This window comes from Mesorhizobium sp. P3_A8, from assembly GCF_056402995.1.
The window spans coordinates 148,633-164,218 of the sequence record NZ_JBFUGI010000010.1; the positions used below are offsets into that span (position 1 = coordinate 148,633).

16 protein-coding genes are annotated in these 15,586 nt (G+C 62.6%); 2 read left to right on the forward strand and 14 right to left on the reverse strand.

Annotated elements, in window-relative coordinates; all coding sequences use genetic code 11:
• Positions 1–33: 33 nt before the first annotated feature.
• The 4 genes from AC1DX4_RS23285 to AC1DX4_RS23300 all read right to left on the reverse strand — a co-directional run bounded on the left by AC1DX4_RS23285 (position 34) and on the right by AC1DX4_RS23300 (position 4,702).
• Positions 34–969 carry a putative B6 ABC transporter permease subunit 1 gene (locus AC1DX4_RS23285; RefSeq protein ID WP_172233674.1) on the reverse strand — a complete coding sequence of 312 codons (936 nt, stop codon included), beginning with the start codon at positions 967–969 and terminating at the stop codon, positions 34–36.
• A gap of 3 nt (positions 970–972) precedes the next feature.
• Complete coding sequence (locus AC1DX4_RS23290; protein WP_477222521.1) at positions 973–2,070, reverse strand: putative B6 ABC transporter permease subunit 2; 1,098 nt, start codon at positions 2,068–2,070, stop codon at positions 973–975.
• Positions 2,067–3,635: a putative B6 ABC transporter ATP-binding protein gene (locus tag AC1DX4_RS23295; RefSeq protein ID WP_477222522.1), complete on the reverse strand. Its 1,569-nt coding sequence runs from the start codon at positions 3,633–3,635 to the stop codon at positions 2,067–2,069. The genes AC1DX4_RS23290 and AC1DX4_RS23295 overlap by 4 nt, the downstream gene beginning before the upstream one ends.
• 77 nt (positions 3,636–3,712) lie before the next feature.
• Positions 3,713–4,702, reverse strand: a complete 990-nt coding sequence (locus AC1DX4_RS23300; RefSeq protein ID WP_477222523.1) for a putative B6 ABC transporter substrate-binding protein — start codon at positions 4,700–4,702, stop codon at positions 3,713–3,715.
• A gap of 139 nt (positions 4,703–4,841) precedes the next feature.
• On the opposite strand from AC1DX4_RS23300, the gene AC1DX4_RS23305 reads away from it, so the two are divergent.
• Complete coding sequence (locus AC1DX4_RS23305) at positions 4,842–5,267, forward strand: hypothetical protein (RefSeq protein ID WP_477222524.1); 426 nt, start codon at positions 4,842–4,844, stop codon at positions 5,265–5,267.
• A 38-nt stretch (positions 5,268–5,305) separates the two neighbouring features.
• Here the strand turns inward: AC1DX4_RS23305 and AC1DX4_RS23310 are convergent, their stop codons facing one another.
• The 10 genes from AC1DX4_RS23310 to AC1DX4_RS23355 all read right to left on the reverse strand — a co-directional run bounded on the left by AC1DX4_RS23310 (position 5,306) and on the right by AC1DX4_RS23355 (position 14,635).
• Positions 5,306–6,316: an ABC transporter substrate-binding protein gene (locus AC1DX4_RS23310; RefSeq protein WP_477222525.1), complete on the reverse strand. Its 1,011-nt coding sequence runs from the start codon at positions 6,314–6,316 to the stop codon at positions 5,306–5,308.
• 38 nt (positions 6,317–6,354) lie between these two features.
• Complete coding sequence (locus AC1DX4_RS23315) at positions 6,355–7,170, reverse strand: ABC transporter permease (RefSeq protein ID WP_477222526.1); 816 nt, start codon at positions 7,168–7,170, stop codon at positions 6,355–6,357.
• Entirely contained in the window at positions 7,167–8,000 is an 834-nt protein-coding gene (locus AC1DX4_RS23320) for an ABC transporter ATP-binding protein (RefSeq protein ID WP_477222527.1), read from the reverse strand. The genes AC1DX4_RS23315 and AC1DX4_RS23320 overlap by 4 nt, the downstream gene beginning before the upstream one ends.
• 2 nt (positions 8,001–8,002) lie before the next feature.
• Positions 8,003–8,932, reverse strand: coding sequence for a 5-formyl-3-hydroxy-2-methylpyridine 4-carboxylate 5-dehydrogenase (fhmpcd1, locus tag AC1DX4_RS23325; RefSeq protein ID WP_477222528.1), 930 nt, complete (start codon positions 8,930–8,932; stop codon positions 8,003–8,005).
• Positions 8,929–10,560 carry a GMC family oxidoreductase gene (locus AC1DX4_RS23330; RefSeq protein ID WP_477222652.1) on the reverse strand — a complete coding sequence of 544 codons (1,632 nt, stop codon included), beginning with the start codon at positions 10,558–10,560 and terminating at the stop codon, positions 8,929–8,931. Before AC1DX4_RS23330 ends, fhmpcd1 begins: the two co-directional genes overlap by 4 nt.
• Positions 10,561–10,676: 116 nt before the next feature.
• Positions 10,677–11,399 (reverse strand): class II aldolase/adducin family protein, encoded by a 723-nt coding sequence (locus AC1DX4_RS23335; protein WP_477222529.1) that lies wholly within the window; start codon positions 11,397–11,399, stop codon positions 10,677–10,679.
• Between the two features lie 70 nt (positions 11,400–11,469).
• A complete protein-coding gene (locus AC1DX4_RS23340) occupies positions 11,470–11,928 on the reverse strand; it encodes a YbhB/YbcL family Raf kinase inhibitor-like protein (protein WP_477222530.1) in 459 nt (152 codons plus the stop codon).
• Between the two features lie 31 nt (positions 11,929–11,959).
• A complete protein-coding gene (locus AC1DX4_RS23345; RefSeq protein ID WP_477222531.1) occupies positions 11,960–12,550 on the reverse strand; it encodes an amino acid synthesis family protein in 591 nt (196 codons plus the stop codon).
• A gap of 67 nt (positions 12,551–12,617) precedes the next feature.
• Positions 12,618–13,757, reverse strand: coding sequence for an FAD-dependent oxidoreductase (locus AC1DX4_RS23350; protein ID WP_477222532.1), 1,140 nt, complete (start codon positions 13,755–13,757; stop codon positions 12,618–12,620).
• Between the two features lie 41 nt (positions 13,758–13,798).
• Positions 13,799–14,635, reverse strand: a complete 837-nt coding sequence (locus tag AC1DX4_RS23355; protein WP_477222533.1) for a 2-(acetamidomethylene)succinate hydrolase — start codon at positions 14,633–14,635, stop codon at positions 13,799–13,801.
• Positions 14,636–14,700: 65 nt separating this feature from the next.
• On the opposite strand from AC1DX4_RS23355, the gene AC1DX4_RS23360 reads away from it, so the two are divergent.
• Positions 14,701–15,489, forward strand: a complete 789-nt coding sequence (locus AC1DX4_RS23360; protein ID WP_477222534.1) for a GntR family transcriptional regulator — start codon at positions 14,701–14,703, stop codon at positions 15,487–15,489.
• Positions 15,490–15,586: the final 97 nt, after the last annotated feature.

Consider the following 15,586-nt stretch of genomic DNA (forward strand, 5'->3'; position numbering starts at 1 on the left):
TTTGGCGCGGGTCCCTTCCGCGCATCTGATTTGTCAGCGCGCTCCGCGCTCGTATGGAATGCCAAGTGCCGCCGGCAGGCTGGCGCGCCGGCCGAACAGCACCAGCATGATCATCACCGCCAGGAATGGCAGCATCTGGATGATGTCGGTCGGTATGTTGATGCCCGCCACCTGCATGGCCGTCGTCAGCGACAGGCAAACGCCGAACAGCAACGCACCGAACAGCACCCAGATCGGGCGACCGCGCGCCAGCATGGCCAGCACGATGCCGAGAAAGCCCGCGCCATTGGTGATGAACGGAATGAACAGCCCGGCCCCGACATTGGCGAGGTAGGCGCCGCCGAGCCCGGCCAACGCGCCGGTCGTCAGCACCGCGATGGTCCGGGTCCTGATGACGTCGATACCGGCGACGTCGAGCGCGGCCGGCTTGTCGCCCGCTGCCTGCAAATTGAGGCCGAGCTGCGTGCGCCGGTAGAGGTAGCCCATGGCGAACACCAGCGCGACCGCCAGATAGACGATCAAATGATGCTTGAAGAAGGCGGGCCCGATGACAGGAATATCCGACAGCAGCGGAATGACGGTGGCATCCGCCGCCGGCAGGCGGGGATAGCTGCGCGAGAACTGGAAATGATGAAGCAGCGCCGTCAGGCCTTCGAGACCGAGCGTCAGCGCGATGCCGATGACGATCTGGTTCAGCCCGATGCGCACGCAGAGCAGCGCCATGATCAGCGCCACCGCGACGCCGCCGGCGGCACCAGTGAGGAACCCCAGCCACAGCGACCCGGAATAGAAGGCGCCGACAAAGCCAAGATAAGCACCAGCCAGCATCATGCCTTCGATGCCGATGTTGAGCACGCCGGCTTTTTCCGACATCTGCTCGCCGAGGCCGGCCAGCAGCAGCGGGATCGCCGCGGTGACGGCGCCGAACAGCAGCGCGCTGAGAAAGACTTCGCTGAAGAGGCCGGTCATGGCTCAAGCCCTCCGCGACTGGTTGTATCGATGATCGAAATATTCGGCGAGGGCGAGCACGATCAGCACGATGGAGACCAGCACCAGAGTGAAATGATTGGGCACGCCGAGCCGCCGAGCCGCGCTCTCGCCACCAATCGACAGCACCGAGAGCAGGAACACGAAACCGATGGCCGCAAAGCCGTTCATGCGGGCGAGAAACACGGCGGGAATGACGGCAAGCCCGTAGGCAGGGTTCCAGTCGGCGCGGACATTGCCCTGCACGCCGATGATGTCGACGGCGCCGGCAAGGCCGGCCAGCCCGGCGGAAATGGCGAAGACGGCAACCGTCAGGCCAGGCACCCCCAGACCCGCATGAACCGCCGCGCGTGGATTGGCGCCGACGATCCGCAATTTCAGCCCGAACGCCGTGCGCGTCATCACCAGATGCACGATGATGATCGCCGCCAACCCAAGCAGCAGGCCGCTGGTGATGGTCGTTTCGAACAGGCGCGGCAGCCGGTCTTCCACCGGCAGCGTGCGGGTCTGCGGCACGGTGGTGCTGGGATCGCGAAACACCAGCTTGACCAGCACATTGGCGAGCGAGGTGCCGAGGAACGTCATCATCAGCGTGGTGATGATCTCGTTGACGCCCTGATAGGCCCGCAGCAGCGCCGGCACCAACGACCAGACCATCGCCACTGCCATGGCGATGAGGAACGCGCAGGTCAGCGCCAGCCAGGACGGCATGATCTGAACCAACACCGGAGCGCTGGCCGCGGCCGTCACCGCGCCGAGCAGGAACTGGCCGTCGCCGCCGAGATTCCACATGCCGGCGCGAAAGGCCACGATCAGGCCGGCGGCAAGAAACAGCAGCGGCGCCATGCGCGTCAATGTCTGCTGGATGCCAAGCGGCGAGAACAGACCTTTCTCCAGCACGAAGCCGTAATAGGCGAGCGGGTCGACGCCGACGGCAAGCAGGATACAGCCGGCTAAGACGAGCGCGATGAGGATCGGGCCGAGCGTCATCAGCAGCCGATGCAGGATGTCGCGGCGCGTTGCCGCCGCGCTCGTGGCATCGAGTGCGGTGGCATTGGCTGTGGGTGCGGTGTCGATGCTCATGCGGCAAGTCCGATCATCAGGCGACCGACCTTGGTGCGGGCGTCGTCGGTGTTCTCTACGGTGCCGACGAGCGCTCCATTGGCGATGACGGCGACGCGGTCGCACATGCTGAGCAACTCCTCGAGGTCGGTGGAGATGAGCAGCACGGCAAGGCCGCGAGCGGCCGTGTCGCGGATGCGCTGGCGCGACGCCAATGTGTTGGCGAGATCGAGCCCATAGGTCGGCTTGTTGAAGATCACCACCTTGGCGCCCTCTGCCAGTTCGCGTGCCAGAAGCACCTTCTGGATGTTGCCGCCGGACAGCCGGGCGACCGGCGTCTTCAGGCTTGGCGTGCGCACGTCGTATTCGCGCACGAGCTCAGCGGCGCGCTTGTCGATCTCGCCGCGCTGCTCGACGCCGTTGCGCCAGAACGGGGCCGCGCCGACCTGTTTGAGGAAGAAGTTGATCGAGACCGGGAAGGTGCCGACAGTGCCCTCGCCGAGCCGGTCGTCGGTCAGGTAGCGCAGACCGCGCCGGCGGCGTTCGCCGACGCTCAGCGCCTCGATGGCAACGCCCTCCAGCCGCACCGAACCGCCGGTCGCCGCGCGCKGGCCGGCCAGCGCTTCCGCCAGCTGCTTCTGGCCGTTGCCGTCGATGCCGGCGATGCCCAGAATCTCGCCAGGGCGAATGTCGAAGGAGATCGACGACAGGCCTGGCGCATTGTCGGTTGGCGCAACCGCGAGATCCGCGACCTGAAGCAGCGGAGCGGCATCCGTGCGGACTGTACGGACCGGGCGCTCGACCGCTTCCGGATCATCTTTCTGCTTGCCAAACATCAATTCCACGATCTCCGAGATGATCGCCTGTTCACCCAGCGCGCGAAACCGCTCGGGCGGAATCTCGCCGACCTTGCGGCCGAGCTTCAGCACCGAGATGCGGTCGCCGAAGGCCGCCGCCTCCTTGAGCTTATGGGTGATGAAGACGATCGCCAGGCCCTGCTCGACAAGGCGGCGCATCAGCGCGCCCAGTTCGTCGATGCCTTTCGGCGTCAGCATCGAGGTGGACTCGTCGAGGATCAGCAACCGGCTGTTGCGCACCATCGCGCGCAGGATTTCGACCTGCTGCTGCTCGCCGAGCGAAAGCTCCGACACCTTGGCATGCAGCTTCACCGTGATGCCGAGGCTGCGGGTGATCTCGGCGACGCGCGCCTCCAGCTCTTCGGTCCTGGGGCGCTGCCACCAGGGTCCGCCAAGCAACAGGTTTTCCGCCACCGTCAGCGTCGGCACCAGCATCATGTGCTGGAAGACGGTGCCGATGCCCAGCGCCAGCGCATGGCGCGGCGAGGTGATCGGGGTCGGTTTGCCATCGACCAGTATGCGGCCGTCGTCCGGCTGCTGCAGTCCCGACAGCATGCCGATCAATGTCGATTTTCCGGCACCGTTCTCGCCCAGGAGAACATGCACCTCGCCCGGGCGGATCGACAGATCGACGCTGTCATTCGCGACGATGCCGGGAAACCGTTTGGTCACGCCTTCAAGCGCGACGATGTCGCGCCCGGCAACGGACGATGAAGAAGAACTGCTCATGAAAGCCCAACACCAAAAAATGGTAATCGGCCGGAGAGGTGAACGGATCACCCCTCCGGCAGCCGACCGTGATCGCCTTACTGGGCGACGCTGGTCATCAATGCCCTGACGGCGGCCGCGTCAAACACCGGATCGACCTTGATCTTGCCGGAAATGACGTCTTCGCGCAGTGCCTGGATTTCCGTCCAGACATTGTCCGGAATGGCCGCGGTCTTCAGCAGCTTCACCGAGTCGTCCTTGAGGCCGATCGTATAGTGCTTGGTGCCGAACGTGTCGGCCTTCAGGTCGGCGATCATTGCCGCATAGACCGGCTCGATGTTCCACACCACCGACGACAGCAGGAAGCCCTTGTCGATCGGCGACTTGTCACCGATGACATCGATGAAATAGACCTTGCCGCCATCGGCTGCCTTGGTCGTCTCGACCGCCTGCAGCATGCCGAAGCTCGAACCGTTGCCTTGGCCGAAGATGATGTCGGCGCCCGACGCGATCACGCTTTCGGTGACGCGCTTGCCGCCAGCCGCGTCGCTATAGGCAGCCGGCCCGATCACCGCGTAGGTGATCTTGACGGCTGGGTTCTCGGCCTTCACGCCTTGCGCGAACGCCGCCGACTGCGAGTTCCATGACGGCGGTTCACCCGAGACGACGATGCCGACCGACTTGGAACGCGACATCTTGGCGGCAAGACGGCCGGCGAGATAGGCGCCCTGGTGACCGCTCAGCGTGTAGTCGGCGACGAGACCCTTCTCCAGGCCGTTCGGCGTATCGACGATCGCCACCGGAACCTTCAATTCCTTGGCGATTTCAGGCGCCGAGGTGTTGTAGCCGCTGGCATGCGCGATCAACAGGCTGGCACCGTCGGACGCAAGCTCGCGCAAGGTCGGACGAACATCGCCATAGCCGAGGCCCTGGGCCACGACCACTTCGACGCCGGCGGCCTTGCCCGCCGCCTTGGCGGCATCGATGCCTTGCTGATTCCAGCCGTAGTCGGTGCCTTCTTCGGGCGTCAGGATGGCGATCGACTTAACTTCGCCAGCAAACGCGCCGCCAAGAAAGACACTGCTCAATATAAATGCGCTTACACTGCTTTTAAGGAGCTTTAACATTTTACCCTCTCTGGTTGACTGCCAATCATTATTCTTATTGTTATTGCGCGGAAGCGAGATAGACTGCCTGCACAAACCCACCCTACGGAGCTCAGGCAAAGTGAAGATTCGTTATATTCTCCCGGTGATGCTGGCGTTCACGTCTTTCGCCAATGCGGTTGAGTTGCACCATGTCACCGTCCGCACCGGAACTGACGGACTCGACATGGTGCCATTGACGATTTCGAATGCGGGCAATGAAGGCTTGTCCTGCAATGCCGACTTCGCCCACTGGTATTCGGCCGGGATCGCGACGGTCGAGCCGGGCAAGAGCGCTCGCCTCGAACTCTGGTTCGACCCCAAGACGGGCACGTTCACGATCCTCAACGACAAGCGCGAGAACCTGCCCGTCGAGCGGCTGTGGTGCGGCCTGGCCGGCCGCGCATATGCGACCCGCGTGCAGATCACGCTCGACCGCACCGACGCGGCGAAAGGCGAGCGCGCCGTGTCCTGCGTCATGGAGCAGGACAGTCTGGTCTGCCGGTAGGCGCTCATCGACTTGCCCCGCCCAACACCGCGCGCCTCTTACTTCTTTGCCAGGAATTGGTCGGTGAAGACATCATCCGCCGAGGGAGCCGTCTTGAGCACGCCCTGATCGGTGAGCGTCTTCAGCGTTTCCTCCCACTGCGTCTTCGTCATCCAGCCGAGGCCGTGTTCCTTGGTGTCGGGGCTGGTGAAGGTCGACGCGATATCGGCGTTGATCTGCGCCAGCAGCACATCCTTCTTGTCCGCGTAACCGGGTGCAGCCTTGGCCGTGATCTCGGCGGCCTCTTCGGGGTGCGCCACGACATAGTCGAATGCCTCGCTATATGCCTTGACGAAGCGGGCGACGATTTCGGGCTTGTCCTTGATCATGGCCTGAGAGGTGAACAGGCCCGAGCCGTAAGCCTGCCAGCCATGGTCCGCGCCCATCATGATGCTGAGTGAACCGGGACCGCCCGCTTTGGCCTCCAGTTCGGGAACCTCGGCGTCGACATAGCCGACCACCGTCTGAACCCGGCCCAGAAGCAGATAGCTTTCATAGGGCGGCGAGACGCTGTTCAGCGTCATGTCCTTCTCCGTCAGGCCATTGGCCGCCAGGAAGCCCTTGAAGAAGATATAGGTCGAACCGGCAGGATGGATGCCGATGGTGAGACCCTTGAGATCAGCCGGCTTGGTGAGCTTCACCGTCTTCGCCAGCGAGATGATCGCCAGCGGCGAGTGCTGGTTGACGGCGGCCAGCGCCACGACCGGGACATTCTGCGACCGCGCGACGGCAAGCGTGGGAAGATCGCCGAAACCGAAATCCGCGTTCTCATTGCCGACCAGCCGCATGGCGTCCGGCGAGCCGGAGCCTTTACGGATCTCGGCCAGGTCAATGTCGTTCTTGGCGAAGAAGCCCTTCTCCTTGCCGACGAAGAACATGGCGTGGTTGCCGCGCACCACCCAGTCGAGCTGGACGCTGACCTTGTCTGCCGCGAGCGCCGCGCCGGAGAAGCCAAGCGCGCCGGCAAACGCTGCGAGCGTGGCCGCCTTGATGAGTGAGCGTCTCAGCATTGATTCGATCCTTCCTGTCGTTGACTTGTCCTAGGGGCCTAGGCGTGGCTGAATTTCGGTGCCCATGGCACCATGATGCGTTCGAGAATTTCGGCTGCGTAGTAGAAGGCGATGCCCAACACCGAAACGAGGAGCAGGGCCGCGAAGACCAGCGCGGTGTCGAGCTGGGTCGAGGCGAACTGGATGACATAGCCGAGCCCATCCGAAGCGCCGGCGAATTCGCCGACGATGGCGCCGATGACGCTGAGCGTCGCGGCGATCTTGGTGCCGGCCATCAGGTTCGGCAGCGAATGCGGGACGCGGATCCTGAACAAGATTTGGGTCGGGCTGGCGCCGACCGAATTCATCAGCGACAGCAGCGAGCGATCGACCGACTGCATGCCCGCCAGCATCGACAATGTCACCGGGAAGAAGGCGATGACCAGGATCAGGCCGATCTTGGGCGCGAGCCCGTAGCCGAACCAGAGGATGAAGATCGGCGCCAGTGCCACCTTGGGCACGTTCTGGAACAGCACCACCAGCGGATAAAGCGCTCGCCCCAGCCAGTCGAAGCGCACGATGATTAGCGCAATGGCAATGCCGACCACGACAGAGACGAGGAAGCCGAAAAGGATCTCGCCTGCCGTCACCAGCGTCGCCTGCATCAGCGTTGCCCATTGCGCGACCAGCGATTGCGCGATCTCTGTCGGGGCGGGAATGATGAAGGCGGATATGGCGAAAATCCGCACCACGGCTTCCCACACCACGATCGTCGCCAGCAGAAGGATGACCGCTGGAAGCCAGCTGCCTGTCGCCGCAGCCCAGTTCGAGGCAAGCCGCTGCTCGGAGAGATTGGTGATGGGTTGATCGCTCACGATGCGCCTCCCGGTTGATGGCTGGCGCGCAGCATCATCCGCAGTTGAACCACCAGCCGGACGAACTCCGGATCTTCCGTAACTGACAGATCGCGCGGATAGGGCAGACCAATATCGAGGCTCTCAGTGATCCGGCCAGGCTTGATCCCCATCACGTGGACATGGCGCGACAGGTGAATGGCCTCGTCTATGGAATGGGTGACGAGGACGATGGTCTTGCCGGTGCGCTGCCAGATCTCCAACAGCGACTGGCCCATCGAATCGCGGGTAATGGCGTCGAGCGCGCCGAATGGCTCGTCCATCAGCAGCACCGCCGGATCGAGCGCCAGGGCCCGGGCGATAGCGACGCGCTGGCGCATGCCGCCGGACAATTCATTGGGGCGTTTGTGGGCGCTGTCGCCCAACCCGACCAGTTCCAACATCTCCTGCCCGCGCGCCCGCAAATCCGCGCGCGAGAGCGATCTGTCGGCGATGCCAAGCAGCATCGATGCGTTGTCGACGGCATTCTTCCAGGGAAGCAAATTGGCGTCCTGGAAGACGAGGCCGATCATGCGCTTGCGTGCCGCCTCGACCGGCGGAAGTCCGGCGATCGAAACGCTGCCGCTCGTCGGATTTACAAGCCCGGCCAGAACCTTGAGCAAGGTGCTCTTGCCGCAACCAGAAGGACCGATGAGGGAGACAAACGACCCCTTCGGTACCGAAAGATCGATGTTCTGCAGAACCAGCTGGCTGGCCATGACCACCGAAACACCCTTGGCGGAGATCAGGTCGTCATCGTGGCGGATATGGGCTGGCCGACCACCTGCTGCTCGAATGAGTTCCATGCGCATGGCTACTCCCGGCCCTCCAGGATACGCCGCACCGCGACGAGTTTGCGCGCCCGTTCGCCTTGCAGCGCCTTGGTCTGTTCGGGCGTATAGGAGAACATGCCCTCGCCCGACTTGATGCCGAGCTTCGACGCGTTGGTCTTTTCCAGCACCATAGGGGCGACATCATCGCGATTGGAAAGATCCGCGTTGAGGAAGGAAGAAACGGATTTGTAGATATCGAGGCCGGCCATATCGAGCAGCGCCATCGGTCCGATGACGGCGATCTTGTAGCCGATGCCCCACGACACGCAGGTGTCGAGATCCTCCGGATCGATGACGCCGCGCTCGACAAGGTCGACTGCCTCGCGCAGCAGCGCATAGAGCACGCGGTTTTCGACGAAGCCCGGAACATCCTTCTTCACCACCACCGGCAGCAAGCCGATCGACCGGATGAGATCGCGGATCGTGGCCACGGTTTGCGGCGCAGTCTTCTCGCCGGCGATCACCTCGATCATCGGGATGATGTGCGGCGGGTTCGACCAGTGCATGCCCACCATCCGCTCGGGATGCGAGATATGCGCCTGCAGCTTGGTGATCGGGATACCCGACGTGTCGGACGCGACGATCGTGTCCGAGGCGATCAGGCCGTCTATCGTGCGATAGACATCGGCCTTGACCGAAATGTTTTCAGGAACGTTCTCGATGACGAGGTCGGCGCCGGATACCGCGTCGCCGATATCATCCGTGAAGCGAACCGTTCCAACGCCGGCCGACGGTGGCGCGATGCCCAAGGCGTCGAGAACGCCCTCGGCCACGCCCAGCATGGATCGCGCGCGCTCGATCGCTGCCGGGGCAACATCGTAGGCGACCACCTGAAGGCCGCCTCTGGCGAGCCGGGCGGCCATGCCCGGACCCATCGTGCCCATACCGATGATGGCGATACGCTGGATCATGACACTGCCCTGCTTTCCTTCGAACTGGCGATGAGGTCGGCGGCCTTCTCGGCGATCATGATCACTGCCGCATTGATGTTTCCGCAGACCAGGTCGGGCATGACGGAAGCGTCCACCACTCTGAGACCCTGGACGCCGCGAACGCGCAATTGCGGGTCGACGACCGAGGCTTCGTCGGTGCCCATCCGGCAAGTCCCGGCCGGATGATGCACGGTGATGGAGGTCTTGCGGATATGCTCGTCGATCTCGTCGTCGCTCTGGCAATTCGGGCCGGGAAAAAACTCCGCCTCGATGAAGGGTTGCATGGAGGGCTGAGACGCGAGATCCCGCGCCACCCGGAAGCCGGCGCGCAGCGACTCCCAATCCTTCGGCGAGGCCAGGAAATTCTGGTGGATCAGGGGCGCCGTCAAAGGATCGGCCGACGCCAGTTTCACCGCGCCCCGGCTTTCAGGCTGCGTGGCCACGATGCGCGTTGCGAAGCCGTCCGCAAACGGCGCCTTGAATGGCTTGAAATATGGCCATGCGGCGAGCGGCGCCGCCGTGAAGAGCAGTTGCACATCCGGCAATGGTCGCGACGGACCGCTCTTGAGGAAGGCGACAACGCCTCCGGGCACATCGCCGGAAAAACCGCGTCCCGTGAAGTAGGTCTTGACGAAATCGAGCCCGATCCGATCGGCACGCATGTTGCGCAGGAACGGGCCGCTCGGAGCCCGGCGACGGTACATGAGGATGACCGAGACGTGATCCTGCAGGTTCTTGCCGACCGCCGGCAGGTTGACCCGCGTCTGGATGCCGTAGGCGGCAAGCTCGTCCTGCGCCCCTATGCCCGACAGCATCATGAGTTGCGGCGTGTTGATCACACCGCCGGAAAGCAGCACTTCCTTGCGGGCGAGAACCGTGCGTTCGCCGCCGCGATGGTTGATGGTGACGCCAGTGGCACGCGCACCCTCCAGCACGATCTTCGTAGCGCTCGCTTCCGTCAGAACGGTCAGGTTGGGCCGCTTCAGCACCGGCCGCAGGTAGGCTGTCGCGGTCGAGGCGCGCCGGCCCTTTGAAATCGTCATCTGGAGGCGGCCGAACCCTTCCTGCCGCTCGCCATTGTAATCTTTCGTCTGCTCGTAACCGGCCTGCACGCTGGCTTGCGCAAAGGCGTCGATCAGCGTGTCCTTGTAGCGGCAGAACTGGGTGCTGACCGGGCCGTTGCCGCCACGATACTGGTTCTCGCCGCCTTCCCAGCTTTCCTGCTTGCGGAAATACGGCAGCACCTTGTCATAGGACCAATCGCTGAGCCCCGTGGCTGCCCAACGATCATAGTCGCCGCGATTTCCCCGCACATAGGCCATGGCGTTGGTCGACGATGATCCGCCGATAACCTTGCCGCGCGCGCATTCGACCTTGCGTCCGCCGACATTGTCTTCCGGCTCGCAGAAATACATCCAGTCATGACGCCGCTCGGTCAGAATCTTGCCCCAGCCAAGCGGTATATGGATCATGGGATCGCGGTCCCAGCCGCCGGCTTCCAGCAACAGCACCGAACATTTCGGGTCGGCGCTCAGCCGGTTGGCGAGCACGCAACCGGCCGATCCGGCCCCAACAATGATGTAGTCGTAGCTTTCAGCGTGCGGCATGGTGCGTTTCATTGCCTTCGTCTGACGCCGTGGCGTCAGGGAACCCATTGCGATCGAGCCTGGAAAACCGGGGCCAGGACCAAGGTCTTCCGGGTATGTTCAAACATCGGCGAACCCTAGGCCAGGCCCGCCTCCCTGAGGCGCTGCGACCAGTGATCCCATCCACGGTCGATCTGGGCGCCGACGAGATTTCCCGCGGCCTTGATTTCGCCCGGCGACAGATACTTGATCGTGCCGATCCGCAGGCCGGCGGTCTGCGCTGCCGCCTCCTGTTCAAGATAGAAAGCCCGGAACACCACCTGCCGGACAGAACTGCCGACATTGACGACGCCGTGCCGCGCCATGAGGACTACGGGATAGGTCCCGAGGCTTTCAGCGATGTCCGCACAGACGCTCCGGCTGCCGCCAAAGAGATCGGTAGCGTCTCCCTGCTTGTCGCGTATCTCGTAGACCGGGACGGCGTCGCCGAGGAAAGCCCCCATATGGGTCACGGGCCGCAGCGGCTGGTCGGTGAAGCAATAGGGCAGGACAGCCGGCGAATGGCTGTGGAGCACGCACTGGACGTCGGGCCGTACCTTGTAGATCTCGCTGTGGATATAGCGCTCCAGATAGGACGGCCGGTTGTCCGAGGTCTCGCCGTCGAGGTTGAAACGCTGCATGTCGCCGGCCGTTATCAGGCTTGGAGCAAGCTTCTGCGCCAGGAAGAAGCTCTCAGGATCCTCGGGGTCACGGGCACTGATGTGCCCGAACGTATCCAGGACACCTTCGTTCAGAAGGATCTTCGTTGCTGTAACAAGCTCCTCGAAGACCTTCTGGCGCGCTGGGCTGTTGTCTGTCATTTCCAAATTCTCCCATTGCGGCGATGGCGGCCATTCTTGTTTTTGTTATCGGTCGCCAGGGCCGCGGATTTCACTTGTTTTCGTAGATGCCAACGATCCGGTTCTGCTCGATGATGTTCCCGGCATATTTCTGCAGGAACTCTTCCCGGGTGGGCGTGCCTTCGACCTTCGTGTCGAGAGCATAGACCCAGAAATAGTAGTGATGTTCTCCATGGCCCGCGGGCGGCTGCGGTCCGTAATATTGCTTGCCGCCGGCGCCATTGGGTCCGACACGGAACTTCTCCTGCGCGTCCGAAAGATCGGTGGCCGAGGGATCGATGCCGTAGACCACCCAATGCGTGAAACCGTTGGCGAGCGGCGCGTCCGGATCGTGGCAGATGACCGCGAGTTCTTTCGTCCCTGCCGGGACGCCGCTGACGGTAAGCCTGGGCAATACGTTGCCCTTGTCGCCGGCATGTTCGTCGCGCAGCTTCCCGAGCGGCTTGAAATCCGCTGAGGTAATCTTGAGGTCCTTGATGTTCAGGGGCATGCAATTTCGTCCTTCAGCAATTTCGATCGAACTAGGCACCGGCCTTCAGGTCGGCGACGGATTTGCCCCCGACGCGCTGATGCACGCGCGGACCGGAAGCAACTGCGATGCAGATCAAAAGCTCGTCCGGGCGCGGGGCATCCGGCACGGAAAAGGTGACGGCATCATAGTGAGAACGGATGTAGAGCTCGTCCTTGTGGGCAAGCGGAATATCGATGGTCGTGCCGGCGACCGCGACCTTGCTGACCGACGAGATCCAGGCCTTGCCACCACCCACCTGCTGCCGCAGCGGGTCTCCGAATACCGTGGTGATGCAAGCGACGACATGTTCCTGTTCGCCTGATGTGCCCGCGATGCCGCCCTTGCCATAGCTTTCGACCGGCCTGTTGCCGAGCAGCGCCACGGCACGCTCGCCGAGCGCATGACCGATCGCTGCACTTGGATTTGTCAGATCGGACAGTTCGGCGACGAATTTTCCGGCGAAGGGATTGCGTATGACAACGCCTGTCGCGACTTTGACGAGGGTCTCGCCAGGTGTGCCGCCGTCATGCCGGCTTTCCTGGACGGAAGAGTACCATCCCCTGACATCATAGTCTCTTTCGACTTCACTGGAATAGTTCATCTTTATCTCCTGAAGGGCGCGCGCTTGCGCATGCACCGATTAATTCGTTGGCCGGCTTGCCCGACGTTTACTGCGGCCATGAAAAGACACGGCGCAGAGGGTCGTAGCGGGCGGCTTCCAGCGCCGCTGGCGTGAACATGTTTCCTTTCGAGAGCGAACGGTTCGCCGCATAGTCGCCGGACAGGGCCTGGCAGCGATCCGTGATCGGGCGAATGCGCGTCTCCCACGCGACGAGCGCATCTTCGACCGAAGAGCCTTCCTCCAGGTCCTGCGACAGGCTGAAGGCATTGACCATCGCGCAACCGGCGCCCTGGGCAAGAGCCGGGCACATTGCATGCGCGGCATCCCCCACGAGCGCGACCTTGCCTCTTGTCCAGCTATCCAGCTTGGTCGTTTCGTACTTGTCGTATCTGGCGGTTTTCAGCTTGGCCGCCTCGATCAGGCATGGCTCCAGGAAAGGAAACATCTCGACCCAAACCTCGAGATCGATCGGAACGCTTGAGCCGCGAGGATCGGCGGCCGGAGCCATCAAGCCCAGATAGAGCTCATTCTCATTGCAGGGCGAGTAGAGAATGCGCTGAACACGCGGCCAGAAGTTCCACATGTCGATGGTATTGTCCCACTCGCCATGGCCGAGATCTTTCTTCATGCGCGGGACAATCAGTCGGATGAGACCATCTTTCGAAACCCACCGATCCTGTTTGAAGCCGATAGAATCCCTGACCTTGGAGCCAACGCCATCGGCGCCGACGATCAGGTCGGCTTCGAGAACCTCACCGCTCTGGAGGGTCAGGCGGCCTTCCGGATCGGCGGCGACTGCTTCGGAATTGACGCGGATGTCGACACCCAGGGCACGGGCCCGATTGACCAGGGCATCGTGCAGGTGGCTGCGGGTCATGATGCGCCAAGGGAGACCGTTGAACGTCTCTTTGGAAACCGACTTGTTGTGCATCCACGTCTCGTAGGTCGGAGGCGTGTGCGAGCCATGGAGAACCTCGTCCAGGGCGCCCAGCCCTTCGAGCACGCGAAGGCCATTGTGCCAGAGATAGATGCCCGCGCCGAATGCCCGCAGCTCCGAGCTCTTTTCGTGCAGCCTGACATCCCAGCCGTTCTGCCTGAGCGCGATGGCGGCTGTCAGGCCGGCAAAGCCGCCGCCGGCGACCTCGGCACGACGCGTTTTGCCCGGAGTTCTGTTTACGTTGGCCATTTTCTGGATCCTGCTGCGTACAAGAAGACGGCGCTTGGCCGTCAGGCGTCTATGAAGTTGGTGATGGCTTTCAACGTGATCTCGGGAGACACCTCGTTGACGTAATGGTCGGCGCCCGGAACGACGACGACAGGCAGATCGGGCCGCAGCCGGCTTGTCTTCGCCAGCGCCGCCGCCGACACCAATTTGCTCGTCTCGCCTCGAACGATGAGGACTGGCTTGGTCACGTCGCGGTAGGCGGGCACCAGGTCCGCTCGCAGGCCCCTGGCGGTCTGCGCCATGGCCGCAGGCGAGGCCAACGGACGCAATCCGCCATCGACCGACTGATAGCCGCTTTCAGCCCTGATCCTGATGGCGTCGGCGGGAATATTCGGATAGCGGCCAGCGAGATATGCTTCGACGGCCTTTACATCCTCGAAAAGCTGGCTCCCCGCATTCACTCGCGCCTCCAGCGCGTCCAGCGCTTCGGTCTCGATATACGGCGTAAAGTCGATTGCGATGACCGACCTCACCAAATCCGGGTATTTCGCCGCGGCGGTGACGGAATTTCTAGCACCGAGCGAATGGCCGACGAGGATGGCATGGCCGCGATCGAGCGTGCGTATCAGGCCGGCGATGTCGTCTGCATAGTCGTTCGCCTCGTAGCCGGTTTCCGGCTTGTCGCTGAGGCCGTGCCCCCTCTGGTCAACCGCTATGGTCGTAAACCGATCCGAGAGCCGGGCCATCAACGGCTCGAAGACCGCGGAGTTGGAGGTGATGCCGTGGAAGAACAGCATCAACGGGCCGTTGCCCTTCTCGCGCACGTTCAAGGTGATGCGGCCAATGTCGACGCGGCGCGAGATGATGTGGTCGGAAGGTATGTCCGCCGCCATGTCCATGATCCTCGCCTCCGCTGCCCTTCTCCTGCAAAAGGATCATATCAGCCGGGGGGCCGTCAAGCGGATTGTCTGACATTCTTGCAATCTTGAGATTTGACAATCTGGCTATCATGCTGTCAAATTTCCATGGCGTGGCGTATGCTGCTTCAGCTTGCGACTCAAAAGCCCATGAGACGTTGTCGATGCCCCCAGATTTGAATTTGCGAATTTCGCCACGGACGGTGCAACGGGAGACCGTCGACAAGTTACGGCTCGCGATCTTCTCCGGTTTGTTTCAGCCGGGAAGCCGCCTCATCGAAAGTCAACTGTGCACACAACTCGGCATCAGCCGCCCCTCGTTAAGGGAGGCTTTGCGCAGTCTTGAGGCCGAGCGCCTGATCGAGATCGTACCCAATCGCGGGCCATCGGTACCGGCACTTTCGTGGGAGGTGGCCACCGCCATCTACGAGGTTCGAGAGCTGCTGGAAGTCGAGGCGGCGGGACGATGTGCGTTGAGAATTTCGCCTGAACAGCTGCGTGAACTCGAGAAATCTCTTTCCGCATTCGAAGAAGCGGCATCCAGCAATGACAGCCTGGCGCAGGTCATGACCGCTGCGGACTTCTATTCGATCATTCTCGCGAATTGCGGGAACCCGATCCTGGAGGAAGTCCATCGCGGTCTGGTGGCCAGGATAAGCTTCTTTCGAGGACGATCTATGTCCCTGGAAGGCAGAGCACAAAGCAGCCTGGCGGAGATGAGGGAGATATTCGAATCCATCGCCGCCGGCGACGAGAAAGCCGCCCGCAAAGCCTCGAAGCAGCATGTCTTGAGAGCGAAAGCGGCAGCGAAGGTATCCATGGACAACGGAATTTGAGGTCTTCGAAAGACTGCAGTTCCGTCTGAAGACTCGAAGTCCTTCATGATTTTTCGGATCGGGTTTATCTGCCTGATGCGGATCAGTGCGCGGGGTC

Coding starts and splice junctions, on each gene's coding strand:
- AC1DX4_RS23310 (WP_477222525.1), bottom strand. CDS start 6,316: ATGCTGAGACGCTCACTCATCAAGGCGGCCACGCTCGCAGCGTTTGCC.
- AC1DX4_RS23285 (WP_172233674.1), bottom strand. CDS start 969: ATGACCGGCCTCTTCAGCGAAGTCTTTCTCAGCGCGCTGCTGTTCGGC.
- AC1DX4_RS23335 (WP_477222529.1), bottom strand. CDS start 11,399: ATGACAGACAACAGCCCAGCGCGCCAGAAGGTCTTCGAGGAGCTTGTT.
- AC1DX4_RS23290 (WP_477222521.1), bottom strand. CDS start 2,070: ATGAGCATCGACACCGCACCCACAGCCAATGCCACCGCACTCGATGCC.
- fhmpcd1 (WP_477222528.1), bottom strand. CDS start 8,932: ATGATCCAGCGTATCGCCATCATCGGTATGGGCACGATGGGTCCGGGC.
- AC1DX4_RS23345 (WP_477222531.1), bottom strand. CDS start 12,550: ATGAACTATTCCAGTGAAGTCGAAAGAGACTATGATGTCAGGGGATGG.
- AC1DX4_RS23320 (WP_477222527.1), bottom strand. CDS start 8,000: ATGCGCATGGAACTCATTCGAGCAGCAGGTGGTCGGCCAGCCCATATC.
- AC1DX4_RS23330 (WP_477222652.1), bottom strand. CDS start 10,560: ATGCCGCACGCTGAAAGCTACGACTACATCATTGTTGGGGCCGGATCG.
- AC1DX4_RS23355 (WP_477222533.1), bottom strand. CDS start 14,635: ATGGACATGGCGGCGGACATACCTTCCGACCACATCATCTCGCGCCGC.
- AC1DX4_RS23340 (WP_477222530.1), bottom strand. CDS start 11,928: ATGCCCCTGAACATCAAGGACCTCAAGATTACCTCAGCGGATTTCAAG.
- AC1DX4_RS23350 (WP_477222532.1), bottom strand. CDS start 13,757: ATGGCCAACGTAAACAGAACTCCGGGCAAAACGCGTCGTGCCGAGGTC.